Origin of the sequence: Salinicola halophilus (assembly GCF_003206155.1) — a bacterium.
Lineage (GTDB): Bacteria > Pseudomonadota > Gammaproteobacteria > Pseudomonadales > Halomonadaceae > Salinicola > Salinicola halophilus.
The window spans coordinates 535,726-548,325 of sequence record NZ_PZJV01000001.1 but is presented as its reverse complement, the minus strand read 5'-3'; the positions used below and the strand labels follow the sequence as shown (position 1 = coordinate 548,325).

The window sequence follows — 12,600 nt, the reverse complement described above, 5'->3', positions numbered from 1 at the left end:
GAATGAGCGCGTTGCAGATTTACAACACGATGACCCGGCGCAAGAGCGAGCTTGCGCCGATCGAGCCCGGCAAGATTCGCATGTACGTCTGTGGCATGACGGTCTACGACTACTGTCACCTGGGACATGCGCGCGTCATGGTCGCTTTCGACGTCATCACCCGCTGGCTGCGGCAGACCGGGCTCGACGTCACCTACGTGCGCAACATCACCGATATCGACGACAAGATCCTCAAGCGCGCCGAGGAGAACGGTGAGTCCATCACGGCATTGACCCATCGCATGGTCGAGGCGATGCACGAAGACGAAGGGCGACTCGGCGTGCTCAGGCCGGACCGTGAACCGCGGGCGACCGAGCACGTCGCTGACATTCTGGCGATGATCGAGCGTTTGATCGGTAACGGCTACGCCTACGCGGCCGATAACGGAGACGTCTACTATCGCGTTCGTCACTTCGAGGGCTATGGCAAGCTCAACAACCGCAATCTCGACGAGATGCGGGCCGGTGCCCGGGTCGACGTGGATAGTCACAAGGAAGATCCACTCGATTTCGTGCTCTGGAAGGCTGCCAAGCCGGGAGAGGCGAGCTGGCCTTCACCCTGGGGCGAGGGGCGTCCTGGCTGGCACATCGAGTGCTCGGCGATGTCGACCTGCTGCCTTGGCGATACCTTCGATATCCACGGAGGTGGGCCCGATCTCACTTTTCCGCATCATGAAAACGAGATCGCGCAGAGCGAGGCGGCCACCGGCGAGACCTACGTCAATACCTGGATGCATGCAGGCGCCGTGCGAGTGAATCACGAGAAGATGTCGAAGTCGTTGGGCAACTTCTTCACCATTCGCGATGTGCTCGAGGTACATGATCCGGAAGTCGTGCGCTACCTGCTGATATCCAGTCACTACCGCAGCCCGATCAACTACGCGCCCGAATCGCTCGACGAGGCGCGGCGATCACTGGAACGTTTTTATCACGCGCTCGACGGTATTCCTGCGGTGGAAGGCGATGTACAGGGCGCGTATGCCGAACGCTTCTCGGCGGCGATGAACGACGACTTCAATACCCCCGAGGCGCTTGCGGTCCTGTTCGACCTCGTTCGTGAAATCAATCGACTGCGCGAGGCCGATCCCGCCCGCGCCGGCGCGATGGGGCAGGAGCTCAAGCGACTGGCGAACGTGCTGGGTCTGCTCGAGCGCTCGCCGGAAGCGTTCCTGAAGGCGGGCGCGGCGTCGCTGCCACTTGACGAAGCCGAGATCGAGGGGCGAATCGAGGCGCGCAACGAGGCCAAGCGAGCCCGTGACTTTGCCGAGGCGGATCGCATTCGAGACGAGCTGGCGGCACTGGGCGTGGTGCTCAAGGATTCGCGTGAGGGCACGCGCTGGAGCTTCGAGCCAACCGCTTGATGTAGGAAGCCCGGCATCGCCGCGGTGAAGCCGCGTTCGGCGAGCGCCGCCTTCCGCGCTAAACAAAAAGCCCCGCTTCGGCGGGGCTTTTTGCGTGAGGTCGTTGCGACCGATCGGCGCTGGCGAAGGCGGCCATGGCCGCCTTAGGCCGTGGCGAGCCGAGCGACGATAGCGTCGACCATTTCGGCAGAGTGAGTCGCTGCGCGCTCGAGAAAGGCGTCGAAGGAGAGGTTCGACTCCTTGCCGGCGATGTCGGAGAGGGCGCGAATGACCACGAAGGGGCAGTCGAAACGGTGGCAGGTCTGGGCGATGGCGGCTGCTTCCATCTCGACGGCCTGCATCTGCGGGAAATGCTCTCGGGTCCTCTCGACGCGTGCGGGATCTGCCATGAAGCTATCACCGGTGCAGATCAGTCCTTCATGAACGTGAATCTCTCCGAGGGCTTCGGCACATTCTCGCGCCGTATCGACCAGGCCGGCATCGGCGACGAAGGCTGGCGGCAAGCCCGGCACCTGGCCCATCTCGTAGCCGAAGGCCGTCACGTCGACGTCGTGATGGCGCACCTCGCGGGAAATGATCACATCGCCCACCTCCAGTGCTTCGCCGAAGCCGCCGGCCGAGCCGGTATTGATGATGGCATCCGGGGCGTAGTGGTTGAGCAGCTGCGTAGTGCCGATCGTCGCGTTGACCTTGCCGATGCCCGACTGCAGCAGAACGATCTCCATGCCATGAAGACGGCCGCGATGAAAGCTGGCGCCGGGGTGGTGTTCGATCGTGGCGTTGTCGAGACGTGACGCCAGCAGGGTGATCTCCTGCTCCATGGCGCCGATGATACCCAGTGTTTTCATGAGGGCTCCACGTTGTCGGTCAGGTTGTCGTCGTGCAGAGCGGCGGCGTGAAGCGTGTTCTGCAATAGCGTGGCCACGGTCATCGGTCCGACGCCGCCGGGTACCGGCGTGATCCAGGCGGCGCGTTCAGCGGCCGGTTCGAAGTCGACGTCACCCACGAGAGAGCCGTCGTCGAGGCGGTTCATGCCGACGTCGACGACGACGGCCCCGGGTTTGATCCACTCACCCTGAATCAGGCCCGGCTTGCCGGCAGCGACCACCAGAAGATCGGCCTGACGTACTTTCTCCTCGAGATCCCGAGTAAAGCGGTGACAGATGGTCGTCGTCGCGCCCGCGAGCAGCAGTTCCATGGACATGGGGCGTCCGACGATATTCGACGCGCCGACAATGGTGGCGTCCATCCCACGCGGGTCGATGCCGCTCTGCTCGAGGAGCGTCATGATGCCCTTGGGCGTGCAGGGCCGCAGCAACGGGCGACGCTGTGTCAGGCGGCCCAGGTTATAGGGATGAAAGCCGTCGACGTCCTTATCAGGACGAATGCGCTCGAGCAGCGGGTTGGCATCCAGGTGAGCCGGCAAGGGCAGCTGAAGCAGAATGCCGTCAACGCTTGCATCGGCGTTGAGCTCGTCGATGACGCGCTCCAGCGTCTGTTGGGACGTATCGCTTTCGAGGCGATGGCTGAACGAGCGGAGGCCGGCGTTCTCGCAAGCGCGATGCTTGTGACTGACATAGATCTCCGAGGCCGGATCGTGGCCGACGAGGATGACCGCCAATCCGGGGCGGTGACGTCCGTCTTCGAGTCGACGATCGACTTCGACTTTCACCTGCTGACGAATGGCACCGGCAATACGTTTGCCGTCGATCAACTGAGCGGTCATCGACTTTCCTTTCTGAGTAGCGAGGGCGAGCAGCGCCCGACAAAGGTGGCAATTCTGGCACGCTCCGTGGCGCAGTCAACGAACCATGCTGCGTCAAAGGGTCATTCGGCGGCTTTTCTCCAGACCCTTCGGCAGGGCATCCAATTCACGTAAGGGCTTGACGGTGCTGAAAGGATCCGTAGAATACGCAGCGCATCGAGGGGCTCGTAGCGTCGCCGACTCGGTTTTACGGTCGTTCGGGGTATAGCGCAGTCTGGTAGCGCGCCTGCTTTGGGAGCAGGATGTCGGGGGTTCAAATCCCTCTACCCCGACCACGGTGAAGCAGCGGTCGACGAAGATGCCGTCGGTTATGGAACGCGCCTATAGCTCAATCGGATAGAGCAACGGCCTTCTAAGCCGTAGGTTGCAGGTTCGAGTCCTGCTGGGCGCGCCACGGCAATCGTGGAAAGCGTCTCGAAGCATCGTCGTAGTGGTGGGTGTAGCTCAGTGGTAGAGCCCCGGATTGTGGCTCCGGTGGTCGTGGGTTCGATCCCCATCATCCACCCCATTCGACGATCTGCTCAAGAAATGGTGGATGTAGCTCAGTGGTAGAGCCCCGGATTGTGGCTCCGGTGGTCGTGGGTTCGATCCCCATCATCCACCCCATTTCTTTTCCTTCTGTTGTTTTTCTCCGCGTCTATCTGTTCGTCGTTTCACGGCCGGTTCATGTGCTTGCTGATCGAGCGCAGGACGCAGTCCGTCACTAACGCGAGTGGTAAGAATGCGGTAGAGTCGCGTGATTTTTCCCTCTCTCCCTTGTATTCCACGGCTTCGAGACCCATGTACGCGGCAGGCCCGCTTGCCAGTGGGCATGGGGATTCATAGAATCGCCCTTTTATTTTTCGCTGTAATCACAGAACGCCCCCGTCGGTAGAGGATCATCTATGCAAGTTTCCATTGAGACGACTTCCCAGATCGAACGTCGCATCACCGTGCAGGTTCCGGCCGCTGAGGTCGACCAAGCGGTTGCCTCGCGTCTTCAGGACACGGCCAAGCGCGTTCGGCTCAATGGCTTTCGTCAGGGAAAGATCCCGATGTCCGTCGTGCGTCAGCGTTTCGGTGGCGATGTCCGTAACGAAGTCGTAAGCGAAATGATGCGCCAGCATTACGTCCGTGCGATTACCGAGCAGAGCCTCAACCCGGCCGGTGACCCGTCGATCGAGCCCACCGTCAACCAGGACGGCAAGGATCTCGAGTTCGTGGCGACGCTTGAGGTCTATCCGGAGATCGAGCTTCAGAGCATCGAGGGCACCGAGATCGAGCGTCCGCAGGCCGAGATCACCGAGGCCGACATCGATTCGATGATCGAGACCCTCCAGAGCCAGCGCGCCGCTTTCGAGCCGGTCGACCGGGCAGCTGAGATGGGTGATCAGGTCAAGATCGATTTCGAAGGTTTCCTCGGCGACGAGCCCTTCGAAGGCGGTGCGGCAGAGGGCCATGACCTGGAACTTGGCTCCAATCAGCTCATTCCGGGTTTCGAGGAGCAACTGGTCGGTGTGAAAGCGGGTGACGATACCGTGGTCAAGGTGACGTTCCCGGAAGATTACCAGGCCGAGCAGCTCGCCGGTCAAGAAGCGTCCTTCAAGGTCAAGGTTCACCAGGTGTCGGCGAAAACGATGCCTGAAGTCGACGAAGCGTTCATCAAGGAGTTCGGCGTCGAAGACGGCGATCCCGAGAAATTCCGCGCCGAAGTGAAAGGCAACATGGAGCGGGAGGTCAAGCAGGCGACCCAGAATCGCGTCAAGCAGCAGGCGCTCGACGCGCTTCAGAAAGCCAACGACTTGACCGTACCGCAGTCGCTGATCTCTCAGGAAACGCATGGCCTCAAGCGTCAGGCGGCTCAGCAGTTCGGCCTCGGTGAAGACTTCGACGTCAGCCAGCTGCCCGACGAGCTGTTCGCCGATCAGGCGCGGACTCGCGTGAAGATCGGTCTGCTGCTCGCCGAGCTGATCAAGCAGCACGAAATGGACGCGACGGACGACGAGATCCGCGCCCGCGCCGAAGAGCTTGCCGGTCAGTATCAGCAGCCGGAACAGGTCGTCGAACAGTACCTGCAGAACGACGAGCTCAAGAACCAGATCAAATCGGCCGTGCTCGAAGACAAGGCGGTCGACAAGCTGCTCGAGCAGGCCAATGTGAAAGACGTCAGCATGAGCTATGGTGAAGCTCTTCAGGCGGCCCAGCAGTCCGAGGAAGAGGCGGACGAGGCAGAAGAAGAGGGCGATTCCAAAGCCTGAATGGCGTTTGGTAATCACGATGACCCGGCTGCGGCCGGGTCTCTAGTCGATGGGCCTGACAATTACCGGATGTAAGGAAGTCGCGATGCAAAACCAATTCGATATCAGCAATGCCGGCGGTTTGGTGCCGATGGTGGTGGAGCAGAGCGCTCGGGGTGAGCGATCCTACGATATCTACTCCCGTCTGCTCAAAGAGCGCGTCATCTTTCTGGTCGGTCCGGTCGAAGATTACACGGCTAACCTGATCGTGGCGCAGCTTCTGTTTCTCGAATCCGAGAACCCGGACAAGGACATCCACCTTTACATCAATTCGCCCGGCGGTTCGGTGACGGCCGGCATGTCGATCTACGACACCATGCAGTTCATCAAGCCGGATGTCTCCACGGTCTGTATTGGTCAGGCCGCAAGCATGGGGGCGTTGCTGCTGGCTGGTGGTGCTCATGGCAAGCGCTATTGCCTACCCCATTCGCGTATGATGATTCATCAGCCGTTGGGTGGCTTCCAGGGGCAGGCGTCGGACATCGAAATTCATACGAAAGAGATTCTGACCATTCGTCAGAAGCTCAATCGAATCCTGGCACACCACACCGGGCAGGACATCGACAAGATCGCGCAGGATACGGATCGCGATAATTTCATGGACGGCGATCAGGCAGTCGAGTATGGCCTTATCGACGCCAAACTGGATAAGCGTCCGGTATCCTGATAGCGTTTTGAGTCAAGGTTTCACACGGTGACGCGCGTCGTCACCGTCCTGACGAGGTACACGAATGGCCGACGGTAAAGGCAAAGACGATAGCGGCAAACTGCTTTACTGCTCGTTTTGCGGTAAGAACCAAAACGAAGTGCGTAAGCTGATTGCCGGCCCGTCTGTCTACATCTGCGACGAATGCGTCGATCTCTGCAACGACATCATCCGTGAAGAGGTGCTCGAGGCGGACGCCGAAGGCGATGAAGATCGGCTGCCTGCGCCGCGCGAGATCCGCAATACGCTCGACGACTACGTGATCGGCCAGGACCGCGCCAAGATGGTCCTTTCGGTCGCAGTCTACAACCACTACAAGCGTCTACGCAGCAGTAGTGGCAAGAGCGACGACATCGAGCTGGGTAAATCCAACATCTTGCTGATCGGTCCTACCGGTAGCGGTAAGACCCTGCTGGCCGAGACGTTGGCGCGGCTGCTGAACGTGCCGTTCACCATCGCCGATGCAACGACGCTCACGGAAGCAGGTTATGTGGGTGAAGATGTCGAAAACATCATCCAAAAGCTGCTTCAGAAGTGCGATTACGATGTCGAGAAGGCTCAGCGAGGGATCGTCTATATCGATGAAATCGATAAGATCTCGCGTAAGTCAGACAACCCCTCGATCACTCGTGACGTTTCCGGCGAGGGTGTGCAGCAGGCTCTCTTGAAGCTGATCGAGGGCACGACGGCCTCGGTACCGCCTCAGGGTGGCCGCAAGCACCCGCAGCAGGAGTTCCTTCAGGTCGATACCGGAGACATCCTGTTCATCGTCGGCGGTGCATTTGCCGGCTTGGACAAGGTCATCCGCGATCGCGCCGAGAAGGGCGGCATCGGTTTCAATGCTAGCGTCAAGAGTAAAGATACCGAGAAGGGTGTAGGCGATGTGCTTGCCAACGTCGAACCTGAAGACCTGGTCAAATTTGGTCTCATTCCAGAGTTCGTCGGGCGCCTTCCGGTCATCGCCACGCTGACCGAGCTGACCGAAGAAGCCCTGATCGAGATCCTGGTCGAGCCAAAGAACTCCCTCGTCAAGCAGTATGCACGGCTATTCGAGATGGAGGGGGTCGAGCTCGATTTTCGCGATGACGCACTTCGCGCCGTGGCCCACAAGGCAATGGCTCGCAAGACCGGTGCGCGTGGCCTTCGGTCCATTCTCGAGGCCGTACTACTCGAGACGATGTACGACGTGCCCTCTCTCGAAGGTGTCAGTAAGGTCGTCATCGATAGTTCCGTCATCTCCGGCGATAGCGAACCGCTGCTGATTTACTCCCAGAAAGAGGAAGGGCGAGTCGCCAACCAGGACGGCTGAGCGAGCGCGGTCAGGGTATCGACGAACGATGCCGATAATGAAGGGGGCTTACTGCCCCCTTCTTGCTATGCGCGCAAGACAATCTCGCCTGCCGGTCGTTCATCGACTTGTAACCGTTCGCTGCAGCCCTCATTAAGGCTCGAGTACTTTTTTATTGCCGCGCTGGTGGCTCACTCATCCTATTGTAAGCCGAGGAAATGCTGTAATGGCGCAGAGCTCAGACCAGACGACCACGCTCCCCCTGTTACCACTTCGAGACGTCGTGGTATATCCCCAGATGGTAATCCCGCTATTCGTGGGTCGCGAAAAGTCTATCCAGGCGCTGGAAACGGCGATGGAAAGTGACAAGCGAGTGCTCTTGGTTGCGCAGCGTGAAGCCGCGCAGGACGACCCGGGCGCGGACGATCTGTTCAAGGTAGGGACGGTCGCGGAAATCATGCAGCTGCTCAAGTTGCCCGATGGCACTGTCAAGGTGCTGATCGAGGGCAGCTATCGAGCGGACATCCGTCAAATTCACGAAACCGACGATTTCGTCACCGCCGATTTCGAGCAGCGGGATAGCGAGCCACTCGGCGAGCGTGAGCAGGAGTCCTTGGTAAGAGTACTGCTGAATCAGTTCGAGCAGTACGTCAAACTGTCGAAGAAAGTCCCCAGCGAAGTTCTATCGTCACTCCAGGAGATCGAAGACCCCAGCCGACTGGTCGATACGATTTGCGCGCACCTCTCGCTGAAAATTGACGATAAGCAGGAACTGCTCGAGATGGATCGCGTTCGCGATCGAATCGAGCATCTGATGGCGCTGATCGAATCGGAAATCGATCTACTGCAGATCGAGAAGCGAATTCGCTCGCGCGTCAAGGATCAGATGGAGAAGTCTCAGCGCGAGTACTATCTCAACGAGCAGATGAAAGCCATCCAGAAAGAGATGGGTGAGCTCGAGAATACGCCGAACGAGGCCGACAAGTACGAGCAACGCATCAAGGATGCGGGGATGCCGCAAGATGCTGTCGACAAAGCGACTCAAGAGCTGAACAAGCTCAAGATGATGTCCCCGACGTCGGCAGAAGCAACAGTCGTTCGCTCCTATCTCGACTGGGTGCTCTCCGTGCCATGGAAGAAGCGTACGCGCGTCAAGCATGATCTTCCGCATGCCGCACGGGTGCTGGACGAAGACCATCACGGTCTCGACGAAGTCAAAGAGCGAATCCTTGAATATCTCGCGGTTCAGAAGCGGGTGAAAAAGCTCAAGGGGCCGGTGCTGTGCCTGGTGGGCCCGCCGGGTGTCGGCAAGACGTCGCTGGGTCAATCCATCGCTAGGGCAACCAATCGTCGCTACGTTCGTCTGGCGCTAGGTGGCGTGCGCGACGAGTCGGAGATTCGCGGCCACCGGCGTACCTATATCGGTTCTCTGCCGGGCAAGCTGATTCAGCGCATGAGCAAAGCCGGTGTACGTAACCCGCTATTTTTGCTGGATGAAGTCGACAAAATCGGCATGGATCATCGAGGCGATCCCTCTTCCGCGCTGCTGGAAGTTCTCGATCCGGAGCAGAACGACAAGTTCAACGATCACTACCTCGAGCTGGATTACGATCTGTCGGATGTCATGTTCATCTGTACGGCCAACTCGATGAACATTCCGGGGCCGTTGCTGGACCGTATGGAGATCATTCGTCTACCGGGGTATACCGAAGACGAAAAGCTGGCGATCGCCAAGCGTTACCTGATCCCCAAGCAGCTCAAGGCCAACGGACTCAAGGACGGGGAGTTGAGCTTCGCGGACGAGGCAGTGCTCGAGCTGATTCGTTACTACACCCGTGAAGCCGGCGTCCGAGAGCTCGAGCGCCAAGTGGCCAAGGTATGCCGTAAAGTGCTGCGTGAGCGTGTCGAAACCGAGAAGGGCCAGGGTGCGCAGTCCGGGCAAACGCTGGCCGCCGGCGACATCGACCAGTACGCCGGCGTCCGTCGTCATAGCTATGGGCTCGCCGACCAAGAGGATCAGGTGGGTCGCGTGACCGGACTCGCCTGGACGTCCGTCGGTGGTGAGCTGCTTTATATCGAGTCCGTCGTCACGCCTGGCAAAGGTCGGCTCAACAAGACCGGCTCGCTCGGTGATGTCATGAAAGAGTCCATCGGCGCGGCGCAAACGGTCGTTCGCGCTCGGGCGTCGCAGTTCGGTATCGACCCCGAACGTTTCGAGAAAGAGGACCTGCACATTCACGTTCCTGAAGGCGCGACGCCCAAGGATGGCCCTAGCGCCGGTGTGGGTATGGTGACGGCGATGGTGTCGGCCTATAGCGGCCGTCCGGTCCGGTGCGACGTCGCGATGACGGGTGAGGTCAATCTGCGCGGTGAAGTCATGCCAATCGGTGGGCTGAAGGAGAAATTGCTGGCTGCCAGGCGCGGTGGTATAAAGATCGTTCTCATTCCGGAAGAAAATCGCCGCGATCTGAAAGAAGTTCCCGACAACATCAAGAATGCCTTGGACATTCGCCCCGTCAAATGGATCGATGATGTGCTGTCGGTAGCATTGGTACCCGGGAGCGAAGGCGAAGAGAAGAACGCCGAAGATGTCAAGAATTCGCAGGCCAACGTCAGTACGCATTGACATGTTTAAGGCAGGCAATTTTAGCGTGAGGCCCGATGTGACGCGGTTTTTCTGGCGATCTCGATTGACAGTAGGAATGACGCATTGCTATAAAATGCGCACTTGTTGTGGTCGAGATCGCATTCAATGACTGCGCATCGATTCCTGTCAATTTCGTATACAGTCAAGGGGTGAAGTGTGAATAAATCCGAGCTAATCGAAGCCATTGCCGCGTCCGCCGATATTCCGAAGGCCGCTGCAACTCGTGCGCTGGATGCCATGATCGAATCGGTTGCGGATAGCCTGAAGAAAGGGGATTCCGTGGCTTTGGTAGGGTTCGGGACGTTTTCGGTCAAGGAGCGCGCCGCGCGTACAGGCCGTAACCCGCAGACGGGTAAGGCGATCGAAATCAGCGCTGCGAAAGTACCGAGCTTCAAGGCAGGCAAGGCGCTGAAAGACGCCGTCAACTGAGGTTGACCGTGCTGGCTGTCGACTATCGTAAGCGAGACCGTCGTACTCTCGACTTGTGATCGATTTCGACCAAGATAAGCGCATCGCTTCGCGATGCGCTTTTTTTATGCATCGTGATAGCGTTCGAGAGTGACTCCTTCGTGTCCAGGGTGTCTGTGACAATCGCGACGTTGTACGATGCGAGCGCAATAACGAGCAACCGACATGCGAGGACAGCATGCTGCAAAGAATTCGTGAGGGTTCCCAGGGGTGGGTAGCCAAGCTCATCGTGGGTGCCATTATCGTGACGTTTGCGCTTTTCGGCGCAGAGTCACTGGTGGGGTATTTCACGGCCGGCAGTAACGATGTCGCGACCGTGAATGGTGAAGGTATCGACCCTCAGGCGGTAGAAACCCAAGTACAGCGTGGCATTCGCTCAGGTCAGGTGCCACCGGGGCAAGAGCGTCAATACCGCGGGCAAGTGATCGACCAGATGATTCGACAGCGGGTGCTGGATCAGTACGCCGGCAATGGTGGACTGCATCTCTCCGATGACCAGCTGGATCAATTGATCGTGTCGATGCCGGAGTTCCAAGACCAACAGGGTCGCTTTTCCAACGAGGTCTTCAGCAATCGTCTGGCGCAGGCGGGCTATACGCCAACGTCATTTCGTCGCGAACTCCGAGCGGACACGCTACGTCGTCAGCTCCAAGCGGGCGTGGCCGGCGCCGCTTTCGCGCTTCCGAGTGAAAACCAGCGGCTGACAGCGCTACAGCAGCAGCAGCGAACCTTTCGGTACGCGACCCTCACCTCAGCGAATCTCGAGACGCCGGTCGAACCGCAGCCCGCGGATCTCGAACGTTACTACGAAGCACATCAAGACGAATTTTTGCGGCCCGAACAGGTCAAGGTCAACTACCTCGTCTTGAATCAGCAGGACCTCGTCGATGACGACGAGATCGACGAGCAAGCGCTGCGCGACGCCTATGAGCGCTCGCGTGAGCAGGCGCCCCGCGACGTCTCGCAGATTCTAGTGACCTACGGCAGTGAGCGCACTCAGGCCGAAGCCCGCGAGAAGCTCGAGCAGGCTCGAAGTCGGTTGCAGGACGGCGCCGATTTCGCCGATGTCGCGCGTGAATTTTCCGATGATAGCGGTTCGGCGCAGCAGGGCGGTGCGATGGGAACCGTCACAAGCCAAGACGACTACGGCGGTGACTTCGTCGATACGGTGCTATCGCTGGACGTGGGAGAAGTCTCAGACATCACGCAATCGGATTACGGGTTGCATCTGTTGAAGGTGACCGGCTTGGAGATTCCGAGCTTTGAAGAGGACCGCGAACAGTTGGCGCAACAACTACGCGAGGATCAGGCCAGCGACGCCTTCCGGGAGCGAGCGCAGCAGCTCACCAACGACGTCTACGAGTCGGACGATCTCGCGAGTGTAGCGGAGGACCTCGGCCTGACACTGCAGAGCAGTGACTGGTTCTCACGCGACAGCGGGGGAGACGGCGTGCTGTCGAATCCCGACGTGGTTGCGGCGGCGTTCTCGCCCGACGTGCTGGAGGATCGCTATAACAGCGATGTCATCGAGACTGATACGCAGCAGCGAGTCGTCGTGCGCGTCATCGAGCATCGCGACGCCAGTACGCTCGACCTGGCCGAAGTACGGGATCGTGTATCGAGTGCCGTCGAGCGTCAAATGACGCAGAGCCGATTGGATGAGCTCGCCGACCGCCTGATCGGGCAATTGCGTAGTGGCGAGTCCGTCGATGGGCTGAGCTGGCAGCAGGTACAGAGCGGCACCCGCGACGACGTCTCGGCGCCGAGTGCGGTCGTTACCGAAGCCTTTCGACTTCGTCGTCCCGACAGCGATTCGGTGTCCTGGGGACGGGTTCCGATGGATGGGCGCATTGCGCTCATTGGTCTCCAGTCCGTCTCGGCCGGCGAAGCCGACGACGGTGATGCGTTTCCGACACAGCTGGCGTCGCGACTGCGTTCGCAGAACGCCTTGCAAGCTCTCGACCAGACCCTGCAGGACGAAGCGGAGATCGAGCGACGTTAAGGGGTTGCTCCAAGCGTCCTAACGATTTGGCATAACCTGACTGACCCT

At 59.4% G+C, this 12,600-nt stretch carries 9 protein-coding genes and 4 tRNA genes; 11 read left to right on the top strand and 2 right to left on the bottom strand.

The features are described from left to right. Positions 1 to 11: 11 nt before the first annotated feature. Positions 12 to 1,400, top strand: a complete 1,389-nt coding sequence (gene cysS / locus DOM33_RS02570) for a cysteine--tRNA ligase (protein ID WP_110667446.1) — start codon at positions 12 to 14, stop codon at positions 1,398 to 1,400. A 143-nt stretch (positions 1,401 to 1,543) separates the two neighbouring features. On the opposite strand, the gene mtnN is transcribed toward cysS, so the two are convergent. Continuing rightward, the gene (mtnN, locus tag DOM33_RS02565) at positions 1,544 to 2,248 is read right to left on the bottom strand and encodes a 5'-methylthioadenosine/S-adenosylhomocysteine nucleosidase (protein ID WP_110665543.1); all 705 of its coding nucleotides are present in this window, start codon (positions 2,246 to 2,248) and stop codon (positions 1,544 to 1,546) included. Beyond that, positions 2,245 to 3,126: a bifunctional methylenetetrahydrofolate dehydrogenase/methenyltetrahydrofolate cyclohydrolase FolD gene (gene folD, locus DOM33_RS02560; RefSeq protein WP_110665541.1), complete on the bottom strand. Its 882-nt coding sequence runs from the start codon at positions 3,124 to 3,126 to the stop codon at positions 2,245 to 2,247. Before folD ends, mtnN begins: the two co-directional genes overlap by 4 nt. 237 nt (positions 3,127 to 3,363) lie before the next feature. On the opposite strand from folD, the gene DOM33_RS02555 reads away from it, so the two are divergent. From DOM33_RS02555 to DOM33_RS02510, 10 genes are all read left to right on the top strand, one after another. Next, positions 3,364 to 3,440, top strand: a tRNA-Pro gene (locus DOM33_RS02555). Positions 3,441 to 3,482: 42 nt separating this feature from the next. After that, a tRNA-Arg gene (locus DOM33_RS02550) sits at positions 3,483 to 3,559 on the top strand. A gap of 39 nt (positions 3,560 to 3,598) precedes the next feature. After that, positions 3,599 to 3,673, top strand: a tRNA-His gene (locus DOM33_RS02545). A 23-nt stretch (positions 3,674 to 3,696) separates the two neighbouring features. After that, positions 3,697 to 3,771, top strand: a tRNA-His gene (locus tag DOM33_RS02540). A gap of 278 nt (positions 3,772 to 4,049) precedes the next feature. Further along, on the top strand, positions 4,050 to 5,402 hold the full coding sequence (tig, locus tag DOM33_RS02535) for a trigger factor (RefSeq protein ID WP_110665539.1): 1,353 nt from the start codon (positions 4,050 to 4,052) through the stop codon (positions 5,400 to 5,402). Positions 5,403 to 5,487: 85 nt separating this feature from the next. Further along, positions 5,488 to 6,108, top strand: a complete 621-nt coding sequence (gene clpP, locus DOM33_RS02530; RefSeq protein WP_110665537.1) for an ATP-dependent Clp endopeptidase proteolytic subunit ClpP — start codon at positions 5,488 to 5,490, stop codon at positions 6,106 to 6,108. Between the two features lie 64 nt (positions 6,109 to 6,172). Continuing rightward, a complete protein-coding gene (clpX, locus tag DOM33_RS02525; protein WP_110665535.1) occupies positions 6,173 to 7,456 on the top strand; it encodes an ATP-dependent Clp protease ATP-binding subunit ClpX in 1,284 nt (427 codons plus the stop codon). Positions 7,457 to 7,661: 205 nt separating this feature from the next. Then, positions 7,662 to 10,061, top strand: coding sequence for an endopeptidase La (gene lon, locus DOM33_RS02520; protein ID WP_110665534.1), 2,400 nt, complete (start codon positions 7,662 to 7,664; stop codon positions 10,059 to 10,061). 177 nt (positions 10,062 to 10,238) lie between these two features. Next, positions 10,239 to 10,511: a nucleoid-associated protein HU-beta gene (gene hupB / locus DOM33_RS02515; RefSeq protein WP_110665532.1), complete on the top strand. Its 273-nt coding sequence runs from the start codon at positions 10,239 to 10,241 to the stop codon at positions 10,509 to 10,511. Positions 10,512 to 10,728: 217 nt separating this feature from the next. Next, positions 10,729 to 12,552, top strand: a complete 1,824-nt coding sequence (locus tag DOM33_RS02510; protein ID WP_110665530.1) for a SurA N-terminal domain-containing protein — start codon at positions 10,729 to 10,731, stop codon at positions 12,550 to 12,552. Positions 12,553 to 12,600: the final 48 nt, after the last annotated feature.